Source organism: Bacillus sp. BS3(2021), assembly GCF_021043345.1.
Lineage (GTDB): Bacteria > Bacillota > Bacilli > Bacillales > Bacillaceae > Bacillus > Bacillus paralicheniformis.
This window is the reverse complement of record NZ_JAJNDM010000001.1, coordinates 381,207-403,881: the sequence shown is the minus strand read 5'-3', so window position 1 is coordinate 403,881 and position 22,675 is coordinate 381,207. Positions and strand designations below refer to the sequence as shown.

Sequence of the window (22,675 nt, the reverse complement as noted above, 5' to 3'; positions counted from 1 at the left end):
TGATGCTAAAGTAAGCAGCCATTTTTTAAAAGGAGGAGGAGAACATATGCCGTACGTAACGGTTCAAATGCTGGAAGGCCGCACAGATGATCAAAAAAGAAATCTGGTGAAAAAAGTGACCGAAGCCGTCTCCGAAACAACAGGCGCACCTGCAGAAAAAATCGCGGTCATCATTGAGGAATTGAAAAAGGAAAACTACGGTGTCGCCGGTAAACGAATGAGCGATATGTAATAAAAACGGCGTCTGCCGCTTACATGCGGGACGCCGTTTTTATTATTTATACCAAGCTTTATTTCTTGTGATCTGGCTATTGTGAGCCGAATCCCAGACATCGACCGTGTAGGCGTAGTCGTAGTTCATAATGCAGCGGATTTCGCTTCCTTGCGCATCGTGGTTCAAGCCGAAGTTATGGGAAAATTCGTGGGTCGCCGCTTTTGCCGTGTTGGCCGTTCCCTGGTCGAGGTTTACGCTGAAGGCGCTGCCGTTCGGCTTGCTGTTGTATACGTATGCGATGCCGCCGGCGTCAAAATTGCTGTTCGCCGTAAATCCGACGACAAATTTATAACTGCGCCCGCTGAAATTGCTCTGAAGGTTTGATAGAATTTGAGAGCTGTTGCTGCCTGAAGAAGTCCAAGGCGCCACGGCTTCGACGACAAAATCAATATCGTGGTCCCTGTTGAACATGACATCCGCCTGCTCAATAATTTGGACGATTCTCGTCTGCCAATCGCTGTATTTCGCGCGATACTGAGCGTCAGCCACGGCCAGGACGCTCACTTTCTGACTGCCCGTGCCTGCCTGGGTTGAAAATGTCCCTTTGCTCGTATTCTTTTTAAACGTTTTTGTCCCCGTCACATTTCCTTTCTCATCCAATATTTTCGTATTGACCGTTCTTTCTATTTGAACTTTTCCATTCAAGTCTTTAAAGTCTTTCGCTTTAGGCAAAGAATCGATATGAGTGCCTTTTACTTCATGGCCGTGGTCATGATCGTGCCCGTCAACCTGGGCGGCGCCTGCAGTCAAACCGGGGATGAGACTGACGGAAAGTAATAGAGATAAGAATATAGAACGCTTTTTCACTGCTAATTCCCTCCTTTTTTTTGAACGAATGAAAGATTCTGCTAGTTGTCTAAAAATTCCTTCAATTCATCCAAAAAGAGGAAATATTGCACGCGTTCTGTTTACTGCTCCTTTCTATTTCCCCACAAAAATTCCAAAATGTTTACAAAAAAACAAAACAAAAAACCTACCGTTTTCCGGCAGGTTTATGAACAAAGGTCTCTGAGCTTTTTTATGTAAGCGACGGCTTCATCGAATTCTTCGTCCGTATACCGCTGCTTGCTTTTTACGGTAAACACTTTTTCTCTGATCTCTTCCTGCTCCAGTCCTTCAAAATACAGAATCGTCGACACCAGTTCCAAAAAGCGCGATGACTGGCCGTTCACGTCGTCTATATAGGCTTTAATATCCCGCATATCCAGCTCACACTGGCTCAAAAACTGCGTTCCCGCTTCAGTGGGCGAATAGCGGTATTGATAATAGCCGCCTTTTTTTTCTTTGACTTCATGAAGAAATCCGAGATTGCAAAGTTCTTCGACTTGAAGCGTCAGCTCCTCTGAATAGGGCCCGTAAAAATGAAAATCATACTTTTCATAAAAGGGAAGCTCCAATTTCTTTGCGATATAAATGATTTTCTGCAGCTTTTTCCGCCCGACAATCTCTCCCGAATCCGAGAAGACCTTCATCAGCTTTGCATGTTCTTTTAACAAATCTCCGCCATCTCCTTCATCCTTTTCTTTCTATATCAGTCCGAGCAATTCTTTCATTCTTTTCGCATGACGGCCGTCAGGCAATCCTTCGATTAAATCGAGCGGGAAATACAGCTTATGGTCCGTTCTCCGCTTGCCTGATATCGCATCGACAATATCGGACTGCCGCGACAGCTCCTTAATCTGGCCGTTGTGCGTCAGCAATTGAATCGGGAGGCGCTCCTCTTCTTCCCCCGGTCTGTAGAAATCATAAGGAAGGTCTGAGGACGAATCCACCACAAGATAATAATCGGGATCAATCCCTGATTCTTTAAACAAGGCGGTCAGTTCAAAGTAAGTCGCCATTTCCTCATTCGGATTGAATTCCGCATACTGGAACAGCCTGCGGTTGATAAAACGGCGGCATAAATCAGACAAAACTTCATCCTCTTCTTTTTCCCAGGCCTGAAAATAATAAAGAATGATTGCTTCATCAAGACTCAAATAATCTTCCAATGTGACATTGCCTTCAAAAATAGAATAAAAATGCACGGGCGCATACGTGAAAACATAGCCTTCCTCATGAAGCTGCTTTGCACGGTGAAGAATCTTCGTCAAAATCACTTCCGCGCTTCTTGTCACAGGATGGAAATAGACCTGCCAGTACATCTGGTACCGGCTCATAATATAATCCTCAACGGCATGCATTCCGCTTTGCTTAATCACGATTTGGTCTTCGCGCGGCCGCATCACGCGGAGGATCCGCTCCATATCGAAATGGCCGTAGCTGACGCCGGTATAATAGGCGTCTCTCTGAAGATAGTCCATGCGGTCAGCGTCAATCTGGCTTGAGATCAGGCTGACGACCTGCTTGTTCTGATAGGTTTTCGCGATGACCTCAGCGACATCCTTTGCAAACGTCGGGCTCACCTTGTTTAACACCTGGTTAACTTCTGTATCGCCTAAAATGATCGCTCTCGTAAAATCTTCATGATCAAGCCGGAAGACCTTTTCAAACGAATGGGAAAACGGGCCGTGCCCCAAATCGTGCAGCAATGCGGCGCAAAGGCACAGATCACGCTCGCTGTCATCCCATTCCTCCCTGCCTTTAAAAACGTCATCAACCATTCTTCTGACAATTTCATAGACGCCGAGAGAATGGTTGAAACGGCTGTGTTCGGCTCCGTGAAACGTCAAATAGGTCGTTCCAAGCTGTTTGATTCTGCGCAGTCTCTGAAATTCACGGGTTCCGATCAAGTCCCATATCAGCTTGTCCCGTACATGGACATAGCGGTGAACAGGATCTTTAAACACTTTTTCTTCTGATAATTTTCCGTTTGGATACGCCATTTTTGTCCCTCTTTTTTTCAAACGTGAGGCAAACTGATCGCTGCCCATCCGTCTCTTTTTCTTCGGAGAACTAAATGTATATTGTAAGTATTGCCCGATCTGCTTGTTTTCTTTTAGGTCTGTTTCTATTATATCGAGTCTGCTTTTTTGAAAACATCCTTGAATTTACCCGGCTATTTGTTCCAGACTGCAAAAAAGCCGGCAAACAAGCAAAAACGCCTGACCCGTTAGGGAGGCGGTTATTTTTTGAGTTTCTTTTTCACTTTTTCGATCAGCTCGTCTTCATCAGGAGCTGACAGCGGACGATTATTGACAAACGCGAACGATTTTTTTCGTCCCGGCCCGCAGTAAGACTGGCAGCCGATTTCCACTTTTGCATCCGGATCGATTTCTTTCAGACGGGGCAAAAGCGTCTTTAAATTAGTGGCCTGACAATCGTCGCATACTCGAAATTCATTAGCCATTTCATACGCTTCCTTTCGTTTTGTTCATCTGTCTTTATGAAAGGCATTCAACCGTGCCGAACTTTGATAAAAAATGACACCATCCTTCATTTTACAAGGATTCTTTCATTCCTGCAAGGATCGCGCTAAAAAAATCAGTTCCTATTCTTTTAGCAAACTTGTATAAATATTTTCCAAAATGGACAATCTAATACCAATACTGACAATGGGAGTTGAGAAGTGATGAAACAAAGACAAGACGCTTGGTCTGAAGAGAATGATTTACTGCTTGCTGAAACGGTATTGCGGCATGTCAGAGAAGGCAGCACACAGCTGAACGCCTTCGAGGAAGTGGGAGACAGACTGAACAGGACATCAGCCGCCTGCGGTTTTAGATGGAACGCGGTTGTCCGCCACCAATACGAAAAAGCATTGCAGCTGGCTAAAAAACAAAGGAAGCAAAGAATGCGCGCCCTTGGAAACGGCCAGCCGGCGAAAAAACGCTTATTATACAAGCCGCCTGTCGAAACAGAGGCTGAACCGCCTGCAGAAAGCGTCATTGAGCAGCAGAAAGCAACCGCCGATTCAAGCGAACAGCAGCCGATCGCCAGCGAGCATCTGCCTTATGTTGATGAGAGCTTTAAAGAAGAGTTAGCTAGTTTATCGCACCTTCTATCGCCAAACCAGCCGCAGGCAGGCCATTCAGCCGATTCATCGAAAGACATGACGATCGATGATGTGATCCGCTTCCTGCAAAACTACACAGGAAACGAAGCACAGACTGCCGCTTTAAAAATGGAAAATGACCGCTTAAAACAGGAAAATGAAGAGCTGACGAAAAAAGTTGAAAAGCTTGAAGCTGAAGTCAAAAAGCTGGAAAAAGACCAGTCGACCATCCAGGAAGACTACGAAACGCTCGTAAAAATTATGAACCGTGCAAGAAAACTAGTTTTATTCGAAGAAGACGAACACGCTGCGCCCGCCTTCAAAATGGACCGGAACGGCAATTTAGAAAAAATGGCTGAATAGCGCTTTCAGAGGGTGCGGCAAAGAGACAGAACTGAAAACGCATAAAAATTTGCCGATACGCTGATACCCCTTTCTTGAAAAAAGGGGGTATTTTTTACCTCTGCGGCTTGCTTTCATATGACAAAAATTTCATAATAGGGATAGCAATTTATAAGGCGGGGTATTCGATGAAGTTTGTTTTATATGCGGTTCAGTTAGGCACGGCAGCCCTTTTGTTTTTGTTTTCTGCATTGGCAAGCTGGTATCAAGGCAGCGAGCTTTTAAAGGTGCCGTGGGAGTGGAAATATACAGCCAAGTTTACAAAACTGCTCTATGGAGAGGACTCCATAAAATACGCACACGATATTTCCCAGCTTGATTTTTTCGTCTACGCGGCCAAGCATACGCCGGCAACCGTAATTTTAATGGCCGTCAGTTTGGCGTATATCATCGCTTTGGCGGCTTATCTTCTCATCAAAACATATGTAAAACGAAAAAGCGCTTTGAGCGCAGCATAAAAAAACCGCTTCGGAAGCGGTGAAGTGTGACAAAATCCTGAAACGTTCAACCGTTTTAGGATTTTGCCGTCTATGAAGCATTTTCTCAATCCGCTAGAGGCAGCCGCGGTTTTTCGCCGCTTTAAGCATGCCTGGCAACGAATATAACGGGAGCGCAGAGGCTCTTCTTCTATCCAAAAACTTTTTCATTCCGCTCAATCATACGGACGAGGTTTTTTTCATAGGCTTCTTCTTCTGCGGGCGTGAGGGGGCCTTGATAAATCTCCCCGCCCAGCTCTTTCAGCTGTGTCAGAAGCAAGAGCATCAAGTCCTGCACCGAGATGTCTTCATTGAGAAGCTCAGAGAGCGAAGCCATCGTTTCCGGGCGAATATCGGGATAAACGGCTTTTGTTTTCCCGCGCATGTCTTTCAATGCGGTGTCGTAGAAACGTTTGATCAGCTCAGCGCGACCGCTTCCGCTTTGATCAGCGCATAAATAAATTTGAACAGCCACTCCGCCTCTCAGCCGCCTCTGGGAAATTCCCGCAAACTTCCTTCCCCCGATGCTCAAATCAAAGCTCCCCGGACAGTAAGAGCCTTTGATTTCATAGGCTTCGATTGCTGCGTCATAGGATGACAGCATTCGCTTAACGAGCTCAAACATCGCTTCATAGCCCCGGTCGATATCAATTCCGTTTTTCTTATCCTGAAAAATCAGCGAAACGTTTAAAACCCCGCTGTCCAAAACGACGGCCAGTCCGCCGGAATTGCGAACGATGACTTGATAGCCCGCTTCTTCAAGCAATGAAATCCCGTCTTGTAAATAAGGAAGCCTTGTATCCTGAATTCCGAGCACGATCGTGTCATGGTGCACCCAGGAACGCGCCGTCGCCGGAGACAAACCCTTTCCGACAGAAGCGCACAGCGTATCATCTATCGCAAATGATTGTTTTGCATCAAAATATGGGCCGAGGCTGGATTGGTCAATAATTCTCCATTTCGGCTGGATGAGTAGATCAATCGGTTGCTTTGCCATATATATTGTAAACCCTTTCGTTATGCATTTCAGCCAACATCCATTATACCATTTACGAAAACATGATGTGGGATTTTTCTTATCTCCGGCGCTTCTCCTTCATTCATGTGACTCTTAAAGACGGTTCTCCGAATTCGAGCGGCAGCCCGACGTAATTTTCGGCAAGACTTTGAGCGGCCGCTGTTGAGGTTGTGACATGGTCAAGCTCAGCCAATTGAATTTGGTAGTCAAATGGCGTGTAGCCGTGATGACGGTGCAGCAGGGATGTCATATACCAGGAAAAGCGCTCCGCTTTCCAGACGCGACGGAGGCAAGCCTCAGAATAGCGGTTCAGCCGCTCGGTTTTGCCGGCTTCGTAATAGTCTTCGAGCGCCCACGCAAGCCGTTGGACATCCGCCATCGCAAGATTCAGGCCTTTCGCACCGGTCGGCGGTACAATATGCGCGGCATCCCCCGCTAAATACAGTCTGCCGTATTGCATCGGATCGCATATAAAGCTTCTCATCGAGACAATGTTCTTTTGAATCACAGGGCCTTCAGTCAGCTTCCATCCGTCATCGGCCGACAGCCTTAAATGAAGCTTCTCCCATATCCTTTCGTCCGGCCAGTTCCCGATTGAATCTGAAGGGCTGACTTGCAGGTAAAGCCGCTGGATTTCCGGAGTCCTCGTGCTGACGAGGGCAAACCCGTCCTCATGATGGGCATACACAAGTTCAGACGAGGACGGAGGGGCTTCAGCCAATATGCCGAGCCATCCGTATGGGTACACCTTTTCGTACTCTTTGCGGATCTCCCTCGGAATGCTTTGTCTGCTCGGCCCATGAAATCCGTCGCACCCCGCAATGAAATCGCAGGTCAGTTCTTCTGTATCGCCGTTTTCAGTCTGATAAGTGATGACGGGCGCTTCTGTATCAATATTTGACAGGCGGACGCCAGACACATTGAAAACGATGCGCCCTCCCGATTGCAGACGGACGTCGATTAAATCTTTGATCACTTCATGCTGGGGATAGATGGCAATGTACTTTCCTCCCGTCAGCTTGTGCATATCAATTCTGTGCCGCTTGCCGCCAAAGCGGATCTCAATCCCTTGATGAAACATGGCTGTTTTCATCATCCGTTCACCGGCGCCTGTTTCATTTAGCAAATCTACCGTCATCTGTTCAAGAACGCCTGCACGGATGGTTTCTTCAATCTCCTTTCGCGAGCGGGATTCGATCACGACCGCTTCGATTCCCCGGCGTTGGAGCAGGTTTGCGAGCATAAGCCCGGCAGGCCCCGCTCCGATAATTCCCACTTGTGTCCGCAAAATGGTTTCCTCCCTTTATCCATGTTTTGATGTGGCTTCTAACGTAAACTCGGCGCTTTCCGATTTAGAGACAAAATCAAATGAAGCATGCTTCTCTTGGACGAGCATGATGCCAAGCGCAGCAAAAACACTCGGGATCGCGAACACCATGAAAGCCTGCTTCGGCTCCATCCCAGCAGCAAGAATCAATGCAAACAGCGAAGGAGCAATGATCGCTCCGAGTCTGCCGACCCCGAGCGCCCAGCCGATTCCGGTCGCTCTGATTTCTTTCGGATAATATTCTGAAATATAAGGATTGGCGATATTTTGCGCTCCGACAGTGCATGCTCCGCCTAAAGCAATCAGCAAGTACAGAAGAACGGCGTTCATCGTCATTCCAAACGCTGCAAAACAAAAGGCCCCGATGACATACATCGCCGCAAGCACTTTTTTATGGCCGGCCTTATCTGCCAAATATCCGCCGAATACCGCTCCTGCGGCTTGTCCGCTGCACAGCGCCAGATTAAATGACAAGCTTGACGACAGCCCGTAACCTGACTCCTGCATCATTTTCGGAAGCCATGTATTTAAGCCGTAGACCATGAGAAGGCAGCTGAAAACGGAAAGCCAGAATGCGAATGTGCTCGCTGCACGTTTTTGTTCGAACAGTTTTTTAACTGGAAAGCCCTTCTTTTCTTTCGCAATCACCGAAATTTGATAATTGTCGTCTTCCCTGTACCGTCCCGCCGGATGCACCTGATTGAGAATCTCAGCCAACGCTTTCGTCTTCTTCTTCAAAACGTAAAATGACAGAGATTCGGGGAACCGGCTGAAAAAAAACGGGAGCACAAAGAGCGGCACGGCTCCGATCAGATACAGCACTCTCCAGCTTGTCCCGGGCACGGCGAACATGCCGACGAGAGACGCCAGCACACCGCCTGCGGAATAGCCGCAATACATGGCGGCTACGATCACCGCTCTGTTTTTTTTCGGCGAATATTCGGTCATCAGCGAAATCGCATTTGGCATCAACCCGCCCATTCCAAGAGCAGCAAGAAACCGCATGATCGTAAACAAAAGCGGAGAATCGATCAGCCCGGCCAATGCCGTAAACAGGCTGAACAGAAAAATACAGAAGCCTAACACCTTTTTGCGGCCGTATTGATCTGCGAGCGGTGAAAAAATAAGTGCGCCGAGCATCATACCGATCAATGTATAGCTGCCGATCGCTCCGGCTTGAATGGCGGTCAGGCTCCATTCCTCCATCAGCCACGGCAAGCTGACGCCGTACATCGCAATATCATAACCGTCAAAGGCGATGGCGAAAAAACACCATAGGAAAACAGTCAGATGCACTTTGTTGAATTTGCTGGCCGCCATGATTTCTGCTGGATGAACTGAACGATTTTTCATGTTTCCCTCCACGATTCTAATCGTATTATGAGAACAGCTTAACGTACGGTGTCTTTTTCATTGAAAGCGTGCGTGCGAGCTTTTTGCCCCGCAGGTTCGAATGCCATGACGACATTGGAGCTCCCGGAAGACTGGCCGTATCCGTAAAACGTGCTTTTACATCCGTCTTCAAGCACGCCCAAAAGCATTGCAATGTGACGGCCGCCAGCTTCAAGTCCGGCATTTTTAGCATATTGAGGCAGCATCTGCTGAGCAGATATAAGATCGTTGTCTGTTAAATAGGTTAAAAATTGAGCATCGAGGGCCTGTTCGGCCAAAGTCGGCATGCATTCGGGCCCTCTCACCAAATGGTGGCTGAGTGCCCCGCTGCTGATGAACACGATTTTCTTTCTGCTTTCCTTCAGTACTCTTCCGGCAATCCGGCCCCACAAATACGTTTCTTCCAGGTTCGCCGCCAATGTAACCGATAAATCGATGACGGGAATATCCCCTTTTGGAACGAGATAGCGCAGCGGAACAACTGTCCCGTAGTCCCAGCAGTAGGCGGGATCGTTGATAGGAATGACGGAAAGCCCCTCTTTTGCGCCGGCTTCGGCCAACTGCAGCGCCAATTCCGTGTCCCCGGGGTAAGAATACGGAACATCGGAAATTAAATTCGGGCACTCCAAAGCTGTTAAAACGCCTTGATGATCGGGAGCCGCATCGATCAGATGATCGAAGCTTGACGTCCAGTGACAGGAAATCAAGACAACGGCATCAGGCTGAATTCTTTCGATGATCCCGGAGAGCCGCTTCATCCCTTTGACCAGCTCTTTTTGAAAGTCAGGGGTTTTATCTTCAAAGCACATCCTCGGTGTATGCGGAACAAGCGCCGCCAATTCGATTGACATGTAGATTCCTCCCGTCGCCTTCTTTAAGGTCTTAATTTTGAAACCGGTGTTCCGCCTATGCCCCAGTGGCTTTTAGGAATTTCGGTGACAAGAACACGGACGTTTTCCCTCGGAGCATCAAGGGTGGCGCTCAACGTTTCCGTCACTTTTTGAATGACTTCCTCGACCTTTTCAGGCGGCCGGCCTTCTAATAATTGAATATGAACGATCGGCATATGATCACCTCAGGTTATGATTGGACTGAAAATGATACATCTCCCAGTCCTTCTACTTGTGCTGAAACGCGGTCGCCCGGCTGCAGCATGACAGCTCCCGTTACACCGCCCGTTAAAATGATGCTTCCGGCCGCAAGCTTTTGTTTCTTCCTGGAGAGCATATTGGCGAGCATGGCCGCCGAATTTGCGGGATGTCCGACAACTGCTGCACCAGTGCCCTGCTCTTTGACCTCGCCGTTTATCACTAAAGAGACTTTTGCTTCATCAAGCTTGAAATGGTCCGGCATCTTCACTTTTTCACCTAACACCACCCTTGAAGATGACGCATTGTCCGCAATGACATCAGGCAGGGTAAATGAGAAGTTTTCATAACGGCTGTCAATCACTTCAAGAACGGGAATCAATTCAGCAACGGCTTCAAGGACCTTCTCCTTTGTAACACCCGGCCCTTCAATATCCTTTCCAAGCACAAAAGCAATCTCGGCTTCAACCTTCGGGTGAATCAGCTCGTTCATCCGGATGCTTCCGCCGTTTGGTACGATCATATCTTCAAAAATATAACCGTAGATCGGCTCCTCGACGTTCATCTGCTCCATTTTCGCCCGGCTTGTCAGGCCCATTTTCGGACCGATAATGCCGTTGCCATCCCATAATTTCAGTTGAATCAGTTCTTCTTGAATCGCATACGCCTCTTCGACGGTCAGCTCCGGGTAGTCCTTTGTGATTCTTTCAACCTCGCGCTTCTCTGTTTCAGCAAGATACAAGAGGCGCGCCGTATCCTTCAATGCTGTGGCATTCATCCGTTTTCCTCCTTTTACAGCTTGATGCAAATATTGGTTAATTCGCTGAAGAATTCGAGGCTGTGAATGCCTCCTTCTCGTCCGAGCCCGCTCTGTTTCATGCCGCCAAACGGTGTCCGAAGATCGCGGAGAAACCAGCTGTTGACCCATACCATGCCCGATTCGATTTGCCCGGCTACGCGGTGCGCCCGGCGGAGGTCGTTCGTCCATACGGTCGCGCTTAATCCGTAATGTGTATCATTAGCCTGTGCAATAACTTCCTCCTCTTCGTCGAACGGAATCACCGTCACGACCGGCCCGAAGATTTCTTCTTTGATGAGCCTGGAATTGCGGGAAAGTCCGGTGATAATCGTCGGTTCAAGAAAGCAGCCGGATTCCTGTCCTTCAGGGCGTTTTCCTCCGGTTAAAATAACGCCGCCTTCCCGTTTGGCCAATTCGATGTAGTTCATCACACGCTCGGTGTGTTCAGAAGAAATTAAGGCGCCGATATTCGTATCCGGATCAAAAGGATCGCCGACTTTGAGCTCTTTCGTTTTCTCAACGAACTTGTTCAGAAATTCGTCATACGCTTCCCGCTCGACATAGATGCGGGAGCCGCTCATACATACTTCGCCCTGGTTGACGAAACTCGATTTCAATGAGATACTGACGGCTTCCTCCATGTCGGCATCGGCAAAAATAATATTCGGGTTCTTTCCTCCCAATTCAAAGGAAAGTTTCTTTAATGTTTTCGAAGCAGCTTCCATAATGATTTTGCCGGTTGTCGTTTCTCCCGTGAAAGATATCGCATCAACATCGGGATGCTCAGAAAGCGCAGCGCCGGCGGAATCAGGCCCAAACCCGTGGACGATGTTGACGACTCCGTCAGGCATTCCTGCATCATGGCAGATTTCCCCGAGGAGCGTGGCTGTCAGCGGCGTCAGTTCAGCCGGTTTGATGACGGCTGTATTTCCCGCCGCCAGACAAGGCGCCAATTTCCACGTCAGCAAAAGCAGCGGCAAGTTCCACGGATTGATCAGCCCGACGACGCCGACCGGACGGCGGATCGCATAATTGATTGCAAGATCGTCAGTTTGATAAGCTTCTGTTCCGGCTCCTCTCATAAAATCCGCAAAAAAATGAAAGTTGAAAGCAGCCCGCGGAATATCTAAATTACTTGAGAGCGAAAGCGGCTTCCCCGTATCCAATGTCTCGAGCCTTGCCAGTTCGTCTTTACGCTCAAGTATGATGTCGCCGACCTTTCTGATGATCCGAATCCTTTCGTCAACGGTCATGTTTTTCCAGCGTCCGTTTAAAGCACGCCTTGCGGCCGCGACTGCAAGATCGACCTCTTTTTTGCCTCCTTCCGCAACGCTCCCGATGATTTCCTGTGTAGCCGGATTGATATTGTCAAACGTACTGCCGTTCTCTGAAGGAAAGTACCTGCCGTTTATGTAGTGCTGACAGTCAAAAGGTTTTACGAGTTTTGCCGATGGGGTCTGAACATTCATATTCTACAAACATCCTCCTTTTCAAATCCTTTCCATTAAGTTAAATGATTTTAAACGACAAGAAAACAGCAATGTTCCTCTATGCGGAACAAATCAGACATTTTTTCCGAAAATTTGATATTTTCCGCTTTTTTATTTTTTAAATCATGTTATATTATGGAATAAAAGGCAACGAAAACAAGGGAGAGAGTTGAGGAACCTATGACTGTTGAGACAAAGGACCACCAGCTGCTCGGTTCAGTAAAAAATGCACTTCGTCTGCTTCAATCGTTTACATTAGAGACACCGGAAAAGAAACTAACCGAACTCGCCTCATCGCTCGGCCTCGGAAAAAGCACAGTATCGCGCCTTTTGACTACATTGGAAAGCGAAGGGTTTGTCATGAAGGACCCGGAATCCAGAAGATACAAGCTCGGCTTATCGGTTCTGAAGTTAAACACCATTGTCAACTCCACTCTTGAAATCAACCGCGAATCCCAGCCGGTCCTCAAACGGCTGACAGAAGAGACCGGCGAAACGTCGCATATTGCGATGCGACGCGATCTAAGCGTCGTTTATCTCAATCGGACGGAATGCCCCCGCCCTGTCGAACTTCTCTCATATATCGGGCGGCAAAACCCGATGCATTGCACAAGCTCGGGCAAGGTGCTTCTCGCCTTTGACGAAGACGGCATATTGGATGAGTATGTGAAGGAAGGCTTGAAAAGCTGTACAAAACAAACGATTACAGACGAGGACAAATTGAGGGAGGCGTTGAAAACCGTTAAAGAAAACGGGTTTGACGTCAGTTGCGGGGAATTCATTGATGGTGTCACATCCATCTCAGCTCCCGTCAGAAACCACGCGGGACGAGTGTTGTACGCCGTCAGTGTCGTAGGTCCGGCAGAACGCATAAAGGCCCGGCAGGCGAAAATCGTATACCAAGTGAAAAAAGCGGCCCGGGATATTTCCGAAAGAATCGGGTACTGGAAACGAATATAAAAATTGGGGGAATCGGCTTTGTATGATCTTCACACGCACTTTATACCGCACGATGTGCTGCTTTGGCTGGACGACAATGAAAAGAAGGTCCACGCCGTCCGCGAAAAAAAGGATGGCCGCCAAGCGGAGTTTTTGACGGTCAATCACAAATGGGGCTTTGAATTAAAAGAGCTGTTCTACCAGGAAGCTTTATATTTGGAAGCCCAGCAGGAAGCCGGCGTCTCACACTCATTGGTATCGCCGGTTCCCCAGCTTTTCCTTTACGATCTCGCCGAAGAAATCACAGACGAATTGTCCTTTGTATACAACAAAGCGCTTGCCGGATGGGTTAAAAAACACGACGGCCGCCTTTCAGGCCTCGGCACCGTCCCGCTGAACAGCCCTTTAAAGGCGAGCGAGCGCCTGAATGAAGCGATGAACAACGGCCTTAAAGGAGCGATTATCGGCCCCGGCGCTTCGCAAATGCTTCTCTCAGACGAAGCATTTACACCGTTTTGGGAAACGGCTGACAGAAGAAAAGCGATTATCTTTATCCATCCGCTCCTTTCTGAAGATCCGCGGCTTCGCCGCAGGATGCTGCCAAATTTGATCGGCGTTCCGTGGGAAACGACAATTTGCGCCGCTGATCTTTTGTTAAGCGGGTTTACAGACCGTTTTCGCAATGTGAAAATTCTGCTGGCGCACGGCGGCGGCTTTTTGCCCTATCAGATCGGAAGACTGGACAAAGGATATGACAAATGGGCCGGCGTTTCTTCATCGCTTTCGGCGCCGCCGCGCGAATATTTGCGGAAGTTTTGGTTTGACAGCGTGCTGTGGGAGAAAGAAAGTGCGGCATATTTAAAGAAGCTCATCGGAGAAGACCGCCTTGTTCCGGGTTCCGATTTTCCTTTTGACCTTTGTCAGTGGCCGCCTCTCGATCCCGGTCGGAAAGGGGCGGAATCTCTGCTGAATGTAGCGATTGAAGCATAAAAAAAGGCGAACCTCTTCAGGTTCACCTTTTTCAAAAACAAATTACAGCGCTTGAACTGCCGTAATCAGCGCAAGATTATAAACGTCTTCAGCGTTGCATCCTCTGGAGAGGTCGTTTACAGGCATGTTCAGCCCTTGCAGAATCGGACCGACCGCTTCGAAGTTGCCGAGGCGCTGAGCGATTTTATAGCCGATGTTCCCCGCTTCAAGGCTTGGGAAAACAAATACGTTTGCATCACCTTTAATGACGGAGTCCGGCGCTTTTTTCTCGGCGACAGATGGAACGAATGCCGCATCAAATTGGAATTCGCCGTCCAGTGTAAGCTCAGGCGCTTTTTCTTTGGCGATCGCAACCGCATTGGCTACCTTTTCAGTTTCGTCTGATTTTGCAGAGCCTTTTGTTGAAAAGCTGAGCATGGCGACACGAGGGTCAATGTTGAACATTTTCGCTGTGTTCGCACTTTCGATTGCAATTTCCGCAAGGTCCTGACTGTCAGGCGCAATATTGATCGCACAGTCTGCAAATACATACTGCTCATCGCCGCGCGCCATGATAAACACGCCGGAAGTTTTCTTCACGCCTTCTTTTGTTTTAATAATTTGCAGCGCAGGGCGAACCGTATCCGCTGTTGAATGAGCCGCACCGCTGACAAGACCGTCGGCAAGCCCTTTATAAACAAGCATCGTTCCAAAATAGTTCTCATCTAAAAGGATTTGGCGGGCCTGTTCTTCCGTCGCTTTTCCTTTGCGGCGTTCAACGAAAGCCTGAACAAGGTCTTCCATTCCTTCGTATGTATGAGGATCGTATATGTCAACGCCATCCAGCGTCAAATTCAACCCGTTCGCTCTATCTTTGATTTCCTGCTCGTTTCCCACAAGGATCGGCTTTAATACGTTGTTTCCGGCCAAATCGTTGACAGCTTTGAGAATGCGCTCGTCCATACCTTCCGGAAATACGATTTTAACTCCTTTTCCTGCTACTTTTTCCTGCACTGTTGTAAATAGATCTGCCACTATATACCCTCCTTGAAAGTGTCACAAATACTTCATTTCTCTATTAAGCATACTCTTTTGTGATATAAATTCAATCCTTCTGTATTTTATTATAATGCTTTCACTTTTTAAACGCTTTTTTTAAATTAATTTAAGTGCGGCAGGGTTTAAACACTTCTATTAGTATATAACAGCCTTTCCCAGTTATACGACAGATCGTCACCTTTTGTTCAAATCTTCTAAACGGATAAAACGCGGCAAACTATGATATGATGAAGGCAAGTACATACAAATTGGGAGTGATTGCAAAATGAGCGAACAGCAAAAAACGAACGAAGCCGCCCAAACGCTTGACGGCTGGTATGCCCTTCACGATTTCCGGACAATGGACTGGTCCGCATGGAAAATGCTTTCAAGCGATGAGCGCCAGATCATTATCAGCGAATTTACAGGTCTTCTCGAAAAATGGGGAGCTGCTCAAAAAGAAGGAAACGGAAGCCACACGCTATACAGCATCGTCGGCCAAAAAGCGGACTTCATGCTGATGATTTTGCGTCCTACGATGGAGGAATTAAATCAAATTGAACTTGAGTTCAATAAATCCAAACTCGCTGAATACACGATACCTGCTTATTCATACGTATCCGTTGTCGAGCTGAGCAACTATATGGGAAGCGGCGAGGGAGACCCTTACGAAAATCCGCAAGTGCGTGCGCGCCTGTACCCTGAGCTCCCGAACGCCAAATATGTCTGCTTCTATCCGATGGATAAAAGAAGATCGGGCGATGACAACTGGTACATGCTGTCTATGGAAGAGAGAAGAAGCTTGATGCGCAGCCACGGGATGATCGGCCGCGGCTATGCGGGCAAAGTGAAACAGATTATTACCGGCTCAATCGGATTTGACGATTATGAGTGGGGTGTCACGCTCTTTTCAGATGATGTGCTCCAGTTCAAAAAGCTCGTCTATGAAATGCGCTTCGATGAAGTAAGCGCCCGGTACGGTGAATTCGGTTCATTCTTTGTCGGCAACCGCCTCGCAAATGAACAGCTGCCTGCATTTTTGCATGTGTAATGATAAAAAGCTCCAAAGACCTCGGTCTTTGGAGCTTTTTTGCCTATTACTTGCAGTTACACGGCTGTGTAGGCGGAGTCGCCCTTTTTTGCACCTCGATTGAAGATTCGGCATAGAAAGTCGATCCGAGCCCCAGCACTCTGTTCTCCGCCCGGAATGTATACTTTCCTGCGGCAGGCAGCGTTTTGTTTGCCAGCACAAGCTTAAACTCCGCAATACCCAACAGATCAATTGTAAGCGGCAGCCTTACCGTTTTTCCGTTATTCAAAATTTGCCCTGTAGTCAACGCTCTTCCGTTCACGGTATCTTTCGTTGTTGCGGAAAATCCCGACGGCAATGTAAATTCAACCGTTCCCAGCGCCAGGATTGAATTCGGACGATACGTCAGCTCAATATCCGAGAACGACCACTCCTGTTTGCTGGCACCTGTTATAGTCGCATACAAGGAAGCGTTCGCAGCCGGGCAGTAGACAGATTCAGTTTTGGTTGTTTGAGCGCTAGCCTGGAACGAAGGCAGAAAAATCGAAACCATCATCACGAGACTAACCGCCAAGATTGACAATTTAGAACGATACATTCTTTTCAACACAGCAATTCCCCCTAGTCATCATTTTTTTCATCATTCGTCATGACGAAAGCGTACAAGAAAGGCAACATCAAGCAACGCCTTCTTCCCAAAGCGCCGGCACTTTGGTGATTTCTATTAAAAACTACCATTTTTTCAACAGGTAGTAAATGTTTTCCATGTCATATTTTTAAAAGAAATGCAAAATAATAGAATTTAACCAGGCGTTGCTCCTCTTGATTTTCTTCGCTGTTCTTTAGTAAAGGACAAAAGACCCGTCCGCATTCCTTCTCTTCATTCTCCTGATTTTTGTTGACAAACGGTGTATCTGGCTGTACATTATTGACATTATTGAAACATGACCATCTGCGTTTAAATTTGAAATCACCTTGCTTTTTCTCCATTCATGTTTTGACTGAATGGATGAAGAAAGGAACGAAAAAATGCCTAAATTGGTTTCTTCAAATCTTGTAAAAGGTAAGATCATCAATATTAGTCCGCCGCAGACGCTGGCGCTCAGTTTCTTGATTATCATTGCCATCGGCGCCTGTTTATTGAAGCTGCCCGGCGCATCCACTACTTACATCTCATGGGTGGATGCTTTATTCACGGCCACCTCTGCAACTACGGTAACTGGGCTTGTTGTTGTCGATACAGGGGCAGATTTTACGGTTTTCGGACAAACAGTTATTATGTGCCTGATTCAAATCGGCGGACTCGGCTTAATGACGTTTGCCGTTCTCGTCATCATGATGATCGGCAAAAAAATCGGCCTGCAGCAGCGGATTCTCGTTCAAGAAGCATTTAACCAGACTTCTTTAGGCGGACTTGTCCGCCTGGTCAAGCATTTGTTTATTTTTACCATTGTCATAGAATTTGTGGCATTTTTGATCCTTTCGATCAGATGGGTTCCTGAATACGGTTTGCAAAAAGGCTTGTTTCATAGTTTGTTTAACACGATTTCAGCCTTTAACAATGCGGGGTTCTCCCTGTGGCCGGACAACTTGTCTCAATATGTGGGCGACCCGATTGTCAACATTGTCATCACAGGCCTTTTCATTACAGGGGGTATCGGCTTTACCGTTCTGCTGGATTTATGGACAAAGCGAAACTTCCGGACATTATCGCTGCATTCCAAGCTCATGATCGTTGGAACATTGATCATCAATACGACAGCCGCCTTGCTGATTTTTATTTTGGAATACTCGAATCCAGGTACGCTCGGCGGACTGCCTTTAGCCGACAAAATGTGGGGCGCTTACTTCCAGGGTGTGACACCGAGAACTGCCGGATTCAATACGCTTGATATCGCCCAGATGACAACGCCGTCCCTCCTGTTAACCATCGTTTTGATGTTTATCGGAGCCGGAAGCGCGTCAACAGGAAGCGGAATTAAACTGACAACGTTTATCGTGATGATCTTGGCGACGATCACCTTTTTAAGGGGAAAAAGCGAGACGGTTGTGTTCAAAAGGGCGATTAAAATGAAAACCATTTTAAGAGCTTTGGCCATCATTGTGATCAGTTTTTTATTCGTGCTTTTCGCATTATTTATATTGACGATCACAGAGAATGCTCCATTTTTGGAAATCGTCTTTGAAGTATTTTCCGCTTTTGGAACGGTCGGCCTGTCGATGGGACTGACACCTGATTTAACGACCGCAGGCAAAGCGGTTATCATGATGATGATGTTTATCGGCCGCGTCGGGCCTCTCACTATGGCGTTTACGCTGGCCAAGCCGAAGAAGGCGCCGATCCGCCATCCTGAAGATGAAGTGATCACAGGTTAATATGCAGAAAGACCGCTCTTTTCACGAGCGGTCTTTTTGTTTTTCTCTTTCCAACATGATGTGTCGTCATATTCCATCCCGCCCGTTCATACTGTAAAAGGGATGGGAAATATTGATCTATCATCTTGAGTCTTTTACAGCCGGATCGTCTTCATAGCAGCACTTTATCATTCCTCATGTATGGACGGTAGGCATGACTTTGACACAATGAAATGAGGAGGAACGAGATGAAATTTAAAAAAAATCAGATTCAGCCGCTTCAGGAGCTTGAAATGCCGGATTTCCGGCAGCAAATGGGGCCCAACCCTTATCCGCAGATGGGGCAGATGGGGCAAATGTACCAGCAGCATGGACAGCAGCCTTTCACCCAAACGGGGGGGCAGCAATCGTATCAGCAGCCCGGCCCACAGCTGTTCCAGCCGCAGCCGGCAGGAGTCCAGGTCCCTCCGATGCCTTCAGCACAGCAGACTTCACCGAGTATCCCCGGCATGCTGCCGCTTGAGCAATCCTACATTGAAAATATTTTGCGGCTCAATCGCGGAAAAGTGGCAACCGTATATATGACATTTGAAAACAATCCGGAATGGAATGCGAAAGTCTTTCGGGGAGAAATTGAAGCAGCCGGCCGCGACCACATTATTTTAAGCGACAGAAAAACAGGCACACGCTATTTGCTGCTGATGGTGTATCTTGACTATATTACGTTTGATGAGCCGATCACTTATGATTATCCGTATTCAATGGCCTCATATACCCCAAGATAAAGGTTCGGTTTCATTAAAACCGAACCCTTTTTTTATAGATATTAAGCAAAGTTTCTCACATCATTATTACGTTTGAATTTGTAAATAACGATGAGGAAAAAGACAGCAGCGAAAGCAAACAGGATCATGATATTCAAATAAAGACCTTGAAGCTGCTGTCCCTCCTGCAATTTTGCCAGCGTATCCAGCACCCACCGCTGCGGAAGAAAGTCCGCGATACGTTGTGCGAAAGACGGCATGATTTCAATCGGCCAAAAACATCCGGACAGCATGATCGTCGGCATAAATATTAAATTTCGCAATACCCCGGATGACTTGGAGCTATTTGCAAAGACGACGGTGATCAGCGCCAGGCCGACCGCGCTTAGCGCAAAAATCAACAGCACCGCTGCCATCTCCCAAAATGAGATGCCAGTCTCCATCCGGAACACATATTTCACCATTATCAATGTTAAAAAGATTTGGCATGCGATGACAGACATACTGACGGCCACATTGGACATAACGTACTGTCTTGCCGTTATCGGTGTGGTCAAAAGCCTGAAATACGTTCTGTTCTCTTTTTCCTTCACTAACAGTTCGGTCAAGCTTCCCGCTGAAAAAAGCATCGCCATCAGAAGAAAACCGACCGTTCGCTCCGTCATGTTTCTATTTTTCGCCGTGTCTTCAACCGTATATGTTTTGACACCCGTTTCAGAACTCCGGTAATTTTTATACATTTCCTCAAAACGCTTTTCATTCCCCTGCGCCGATTTGCCGATTGCGGCGATATTATCAATGTAATGATAAACATACGATTTCACAAACCCGGTGATTTCAGCGCCTTTGACAGATGCAATGGCGATATGAGCCGGTTCTCCGCTCTGCACGCTTTGAGAAAAGCCTTGTTCAAACGTAATGACGCAATCAAGCTCCCCTGACGCAATTTGACTTTTCCCTTCTGCCTCACTGACCGCGCTGATGTTGACATTCTCGATCCCCTTCAAAAAATCCTTAGTATCTTCGGCGATTCGTCCGCCGTCATGATTGATAATTCCGACGCGCAAATCTGTCTTGTCCATGCTTCCCTCTGTTAAAAGCGATACGAATATGCCTAGCAAGGGCAGACATACGAACAGAAAGATATTGATCTTCTTTTTGAAGGTGACATTCAGTGTGTTTTTGACAAGCCATAGCATTTCTTTCATCTTACAGCCCCTCCCTTCTCTGCAATGAGACAACGGCAATCAGCAGAAATAACAGGGATAAACCGATGTTCAGCAAGATTACGGGCAGCCCCGCCGCTAGATCGTCCGCAAATATAATGTTCATAATAGCTTCGTTCGTCCATGTGAGCGGAGACAGGTCTTTGATCAAAGCTAAAACACCTTCCGCACCCTCGACAGGAAAATAAGCGCCTCCGAAAAATGCAAACAGCGGAATCAACACGTTAATGATCGCCACTGCCGCTTCCCCCGTTCTCGTCAAATAACTGACGCCAAGGCCGAGGCATACGGCAAACAATACGATGCTGAACAGCACGGCCGCCACAAGGGCGAGATGATCTCCCCAGTACGCTTTAAATACGTATTTGCTGAATATGACGACGGCAAAAATACACAATCCGTTTGTCACAAGATTGCCAATCAGCTTGCCGGCAAAAATCTCGCCTTTATGAACCGGCGCCGCGATCAGCCGGTCGGCTGTTTTTCCAAGCCGCTCTCCCCTTATTAAATAACTGGCGCTTAGTGCACTGTAAAGCGCGATCAGAGTGGTCATGGTAACCGCGTAATAATCCATGGAGTTGGGCTTTCTGTCTGAGCTGAGAGACGTCTCCTTGATATAATGGTCGCCAGGTATGTCCCCGAGCACGGCACCCGCTTGCTCAGGAGCGGCTTTGATGATCTCTTGTGCGGCATTGTACCGGTTTGCAAACGCGGTCAGCATTCCTTGAATAATGCTGTTTTTCATACTGTTTTTATCCATTTGGTAAAGCTTGATGCCGCTGTTTTCGATCTCAAGGTAAGCATCGTAGTTCCCTTGTTTGATTTCTTGTTTTCCATCCGTATCAGACAATATTTTTTTAAAATGAACGCCGGATGTTTTCGCTTCTTTTGCGAATGTTTTAAAACCTTCCGAAAACGCTCCGTCAGCCTTGTCTTTATACAGAACATGAACCTCGCCGACCGCTGCTGTTTGCTGATCGAAAGCGTTCGTCAGCGCGGTGCCTAAAATCATAATCAGTACAATCGGAAATGCCAGCATAAAAAGGAATGTCCGCTTGTCCCGAAAAGCCGATACAATTTCTTTTTTCGCAATGATGAGTGTATTCAAACCATGGCCCCCTTTCTAATCGCGCAACTGTCTTCCGGTCAAGGTCAGGAACACGGTTTCCAAATTAGGCGCTTTTTCTTCCAATGAACGAATCTCGGCCCCGTTTTTCATCAGCTTCTCAATAATCTGGTTTAAATTATTGACACCTGCATCCGAGTTGATTTTGATCGTATTGTCTTCAAGAGCAGCCGCCTCCACGCCGCTGATCGTTTTCAGTTCGCCGATATCGACATTTTCCGCCGATTTAAGAACGACCTGAATATCTTTCGTGTTGGTAATGATCGATTTCAGCTGCTCCTTCGTTCCTTCGGCGATAATTTTTCCATGATCCACGATGGCGATCCGCGTACAGATCTCTTCAACTTCTTCCATATAATGGCTGGTGTAAATAATCGTGCAGCCCATCGCATTTAACTTTTTGACGGATTCCAAAATATAATTTCTCGAATGCGGATCAATCCCCACCGTTGGTTCATCCATGATGATCAACTTTGGCCTGTGGGCGATCGCGCAGGCGATATTGAGCCTTCTTTTCATTCCGCCTGAAAAATTTTTCGGGAAGCTTTTATGCTTATCGCTTAAACCGACGAACTGCAATGCTTCTTCCACCCGATTGCGCAATTGGGCCCCGCGGAGACCATAGAGTCCGGCGAAAAACTTCACATTTTCATATGCCGTTAAATCCTCGTAAATGGCCAGATCCTGCGGGACAATGCCGATATTCATCTTGGCGAATTTGCGGTGTTTCGCAATGTTTTTTCCGAGAATCAAAATCTCGCCTTCATTGCATCTCAGCAAACTCGAGATCATGTGAATGGTCGTGCTCTTTCCGGCCCCGTTTGCGCCGAGCAATCCAAATATTTCGCCCTCTTCGATCGAGAGTGATATATTGTCGACGGCAACGAAGTCGCCAAATTTTTTTGTTAGATGATGGATTTCCAATACATTCATGTTCTCACCTCATTTTGATTTCATTATAAAAAAAAGATGAATGGTGCGGCAGTGCAGCATTTCATCTTTTTCACATGAGAAAATTCATATTCAAT

The 22,675-nt window shown here is 47.2% G+C and carries 24 protein-coding genes; 8 read left to right on the top strand and 16 right to left on the bottom strand.

Going from position 1 to position 22,675, the window contains the following annotated elements; genetic code table 11:
- The first annotated feature begins 46 nt into the window (after positions 1-46).
- Positions 47-232 (top strand): 2-hydroxymuconate tautomerase, encoded by a 186-nt coding sequence (locus LQ247_RS01945; RefSeq protein WP_025810627.1) that lies wholly within the window; start codon positions 47-49, stop codon positions 230-232.
- A 42-nt stretch (positions 233-274) separates the two neighbouring features.
- Here LQ247_RS01945 and LQ247_RS01940 read toward each other — a convergent pair whose 3' ends face one another.
- The 4 genes from LQ247_RS01940 to LQ247_RS01925 all read right to left on the bottom strand — a co-directional run bounded on the left by LQ247_RS01940 (position 275) and on the right by LQ247_RS01925 (position 3,563).
- The gene (locus LQ247_RS01940; protein WP_231005511.1) at positions 275-1,081 is read right to left on the bottom strand and encodes a zinc-dependent metalloprotease; all 807 of its coding nucleotides are present in this window, start codon (positions 1,079-1,081) and stop codon (positions 275-277) included.
- A 185-nt stretch (positions 1,082-1,266) separates the two neighbouring features.
- Positions 1,267-1,770, bottom strand: a complete 504-nt coding sequence (locus tag LQ247_RS01935; protein WP_023857045.1) for a YwgA family protein — start codon at positions 1,768-1,770, stop codon at positions 1,267-1,269.
- Between the two features lie 30 nt (positions 1,771-1,800).
- Positions 1,801-3,099: an HD domain-containing protein gene (locus tag LQ247_RS01930; protein WP_023857044.1), complete on the bottom strand. Its 1,299-nt coding sequence runs from the start codon at positions 3,097-3,099 to the stop codon at positions 1,801-1,803.
- Positions 3,100-3,338: 239 nt separating this feature from the next.
- A complete protein-coding gene (locus tag LQ247_RS01925) occupies positions 3,339-3,563 on the bottom strand; it encodes a DUF1450 domain-containing protein (RefSeq protein ID WP_003186096.1) in 225 nt (74 codons plus the stop codon).
- Between the two features lie 219 nt (positions 3,564-3,782).
- Here LQ247_RS01925 and LQ247_RS01920 point away from each other — a divergent pair, with 219 nt between their 5' ends.
- Together LQ247_RS01920 and LQ247_RS01915 are read left to right on the top strand one after the other, a co-directional pair.
- Complete coding sequence (locus LQ247_RS01920) at positions 3,783-4,571, top strand: RsfA family transcriptional regulator (protein WP_023857043.1); 789 nt, start codon at positions 3,783-3,785, stop codon at positions 4,569-4,571.
- A gap of 167 nt (positions 4,572-4,738) precedes the next feature.
- Positions 4,739-5,068, top strand: coding sequence for a YjdJ family protein (locus LQ247_RS01915; protein WP_023857042.1), 330 nt, complete (start codon positions 4,739-4,741; stop codon positions 5,066-5,068).
- 169 nt (positions 5,069-5,237) lie between these two features.
- On the opposite strand, the gene LQ247_RS01910 is transcribed toward LQ247_RS01915, so the two are convergent.
- From LQ247_RS01910 to LQ247_RS01880, 7 genes are all read right to left on the bottom strand, one after another.
- The gene (locus LQ247_RS01910) at positions 5,238-6,083 is read right to left on the bottom strand and encodes a lipoate--protein ligase family protein (protein ID WP_026580256.1); all 846 of its coding nucleotides are present in this window, start codon (positions 6,081-6,083) and stop codon (positions 5,238-5,240) included.
- 103 nt (positions 6,084-6,186) lie between these two features.
- Complete coding sequence (pobA, locus tag LQ247_RS01905) at positions 6,187-7,392, bottom strand: 4-hydroxybenzoate 3-monooxygenase (RefSeq protein WP_231005510.1); 1,206 nt, start codon at positions 7,390-7,392, stop codon at positions 6,187-6,189.
- 15 nt (positions 7,393-7,407) lie between these two features.
- Entirely contained in the window at positions 7,408-8,784 is a 1,377-nt protein-coding gene (locus LQ247_RS01900; RefSeq protein WP_231005509.1) for an MFS transporter, read from the bottom strand.
- 38 nt (positions 8,785-8,822) lie between these two features.
- On the bottom strand, positions 8,823-9,674 hold the full coding sequence (locus LQ247_RS01895) for an extradiol ring-cleavage dioxygenase (RefSeq protein ID WP_023857038.1): 852 nt from the start codon (positions 9,672-9,674) through the stop codon (positions 8,823-8,825).
- 23 nt (positions 9,675-9,697) lie between these two features.
- On the bottom strand, positions 9,698-9,889 hold the full coding sequence (locus tag LQ247_RS01890) for a 4-oxalocrotonate tautomerase (RefSeq protein WP_020453317.1): 192 nt from the start codon (positions 9,887-9,889) through the stop codon (positions 9,698-9,700).
- Between the two features lie 14 nt (positions 9,890-9,903).
- Entirely contained in the window at positions 9,904-10,689 is a 786-nt protein-coding gene (locus LQ247_RS01885; RefSeq protein ID WP_023857037.1) for a 2-keto-4-pentenoate hydratase, read from the bottom strand.
- Between the two features lie 14 nt (positions 10,690-10,703).
- Positions 10,704-12,179, bottom strand: a complete 1,476-nt coding sequence (locus LQ247_RS01880) for an aldehyde dehydrogenase (protein ID WP_231005507.1) — start codon at positions 12,177-12,179, stop codon at positions 10,704-10,706.
- A 201-nt stretch (positions 12,180-12,380) separates the two neighbouring features.
- Here LQ247_RS01880 and LQ247_RS01875 point away from each other — a divergent pair, with 201 nt between their 5' ends.
- Together LQ247_RS01875 and LQ247_RS01870 are read left to right on the top strand one after the other, a co-directional pair.
- Positions 12,381-13,160 carry an IclR family transcriptional regulator gene (locus LQ247_RS01875; RefSeq protein WP_025810618.1) on the top strand — a complete coding sequence of 260 codons (780 nt, stop codon included), beginning with the start codon at positions 12,381-12,383 and terminating at the stop codon, positions 13,158-13,160.
- Between the two features lie 18 nt (positions 13,161-13,178).
- On the top strand, positions 13,179-14,129 hold the full coding sequence (locus tag LQ247_RS01870; RefSeq protein ID WP_048350408.1) for an amidohydrolase family protein: 951 nt from the start codon (positions 13,179-13,181) through the stop codon (positions 14,127-14,129).
- Between the two features lie 42 nt (positions 14,130-14,171).
- Here LQ247_RS01870 and pta read toward each other — a convergent pair whose 3' ends face one another.
- The gene (gene pta / locus LQ247_RS01865) at positions 14,172-15,143 is read right to left on the bottom strand and encodes a phosphate acetyltransferase (RefSeq protein WP_101561353.1); all 972 of its coding nucleotides are present in this window, start codon (positions 15,141-15,143) and stop codon (positions 14,172-14,174) included.
- A gap of 289 nt (positions 15,144-15,432) precedes the next feature.
- Here pta and hemQ point away from each other — a divergent pair, with 289 nt between their 5' ends.
- Positions 15,433-16,197 carry a hydrogen peroxide-dependent heme synthase gene (hemQ, locus tag LQ247_RS01860; protein ID WP_020453323.1) on the top strand — a complete coding sequence of 255 codons (765 nt, stop codon included), beginning with the start codon at positions 15,433-15,435 and terminating at the stop codon, positions 16,195-16,197.
- Positions 16,198-16,243: 46 nt separating this feature from the next.
- Here the strand turns inward: hemQ and bslA are convergent, their stop codons facing one another.
- Positions 16,244-16,783: a biofilm surface layer hydrophobin BslA gene (gene bslA / locus LQ247_RS01855; RefSeq protein WP_231005657.1), complete on the bottom strand. Its 540-nt coding sequence runs from the start codon at positions 16,781-16,783 to the stop codon at positions 16,244-16,246.
- A 422-nt stretch (positions 16,784-17,205) separates the two neighbouring features.
- On the opposite strand from bslA, the gene LQ247_RS01850 reads away from it, so the two are divergent.
- Together LQ247_RS01850 and gerQ are read left to right on the top strand one after the other, a co-directional pair.
- Positions 17,206-18,552: a TrkH family potassium uptake protein gene (locus LQ247_RS01850; protein ID WP_020453326.1), complete on the top strand. Its 1,347-nt coding sequence runs from the start codon at positions 17,206-17,208 to the stop codon at positions 18,550-18,552.
- Positions 18,553-18,779: 227 nt separating this feature from the next.
- Positions 18,780-19,316 (top strand): spore coat protein GerQ, encoded by a 537-nt coding sequence (gene gerQ / locus LQ247_RS01845; protein WP_020453327.1) that lies wholly within the window; start codon positions 18,780-18,782, stop codon positions 19,314-19,316.
- A gap of 41 nt (positions 19,317-19,357) precedes the next feature.
- Here the strand turns inward: gerQ and LQ247_RS01840 are convergent, their stop codons facing one another.
- Genes LQ247_RS01840 through LQ247_RS01830 form a run of 3 tightly spaced genes read right to left on the bottom strand, consistent with a single transcriptional unit; the run spans position 19,358 to position 22,580 of the window.
- On the bottom strand, positions 19,358-20,503 hold the full coding sequence (locus LQ247_RS01840; protein WP_020453328.1) for an ABC transporter permease: 1,146 nt from the start codon (positions 20,501-20,503) through the stop codon (positions 19,358-19,360).
- A gap of 1 nt (position 20,504) precedes the next feature.
- Positions 20,505-21,629: an ABC transporter permease gene (locus LQ247_RS01835; RefSeq protein ID WP_269145952.1), complete on the bottom strand. Its 1,125-nt coding sequence runs from the start codon at positions 21,627-21,629 to the stop codon at positions 20,505-20,507.
- A 15-nt stretch (positions 21,630-21,644) separates the two neighbouring features.
- On the bottom strand, positions 21,645-22,580 hold the full coding sequence (locus LQ247_RS01830; protein ID WP_023857031.1) for an ABC transporter ATP-binding protein: 936 nt from the start codon (positions 22,578-22,580) through the stop codon (positions 21,645-21,647).
- Positions 22,581-22,675 lie beyond the last annotated feature (95 nt).

Coding starts and splice junctions, on each gene's coding strand:
- LQ247_RS01840 (WP_020453328.1), bottom strand. CDS start 20,503: ATGAAAGAAATGCTATGGCTTGTCAAAAACACACTGAATGTCACCTTC.
- LQ247_RS01900 (WP_231005509.1), bottom strand. CDS start 8,784: ATGAAAAATCGTTCAGTTCATCCAGCAGAAATCATGGCGGCCAGCAAA.
- LQ247_RS01880 (WP_231005507.1), bottom strand. CDS start 12,179: ATGAATGTTCAGACCCCATCGGCAAAACTCGTAAAACCTTTTGACTGT.
- gerQ (WP_020453327.1), top strand. CDS start 18,780: ATGAAATTTAAAAAAAATCAGATTCAGCCGCTTCAGGAGCTTGAAATG.
- LQ247_RS01895 (WP_023857038.1), bottom strand. CDS start 9,674: ATGTCAATCGAATTGGCGGCGCTTGTTCCGCATACACCGAGGATGTGC.
- LQ247_RS01945 (WP_025810627.1), top strand. CDS start 47: ATGCCGTACGTAACGGTTCAAATGCTGGAAGGCCGCACAGATGATCAA.
- LQ247_RS01885 (WP_023857037.1), bottom strand. CDS start 10,689: ATGAATGCCACAGCATTGAAGGATACGGCGCGCCTCTTGTATCTTGCT.
- LQ247_RS01915 (WP_023857042.1), top strand. CDS start 4,739: ATGAAGTTTGTTTTATATGCGGTTCAGTTAGGCACGGCAGCCCTTTTG.
- LQ247_RS01910 (WP_026580256.1), bottom strand. CDS start 6,083: ATGGCAAAGCAACCGATTGATCTACTCATCCAGCCGAAATGGAGAATT.
- LQ247_RS01930 (WP_023857044.1), bottom strand. CDS start 3,099: ATGGCGTATCCAAACGGAAAATTATCAGAAGAAAAAGTGTTTAAAGAT.
- LQ247_RS01830 (WP_023857031.1), bottom strand. CDS start 22,580: ATGAATGTATTGGAAATCCATCATCTAACAAAAAAATTTGGCGACTTC.
- LQ247_RS01925 (WP_003186096.1), bottom strand. CDS start 3,563: ATGGCTAATGAATTTCGAGTATGCGACGATTGTCAGGCCACTAATTTA.
- hemQ (WP_020453323.1), top strand. CDS start 15,433: ATGAGCGAACAGCAAAAAACGAACGAAGCCGCCCAAACGCTTGACGGC.
- LQ247_RS01890 (WP_020453317.1), bottom strand. CDS start 9,889: ATGCCGATCGTTCATATTCAATTATTAGAAGGCCGGCCGCCTGAAAAG.
- LQ247_RS01875 (WP_025810618.1), top strand. CDS start 12,381: ATGACTGTTGAGACAAAGGACCACCAGCTGCTCGGTTCAGTAAAAAAT.
- LQ247_RS01850 (WP_020453326.1), top strand. CDS start 17,206: ATGCCTAAATTGGTTTCTTCAAATCTTGTAAAAGGTAAGATCATCAAT.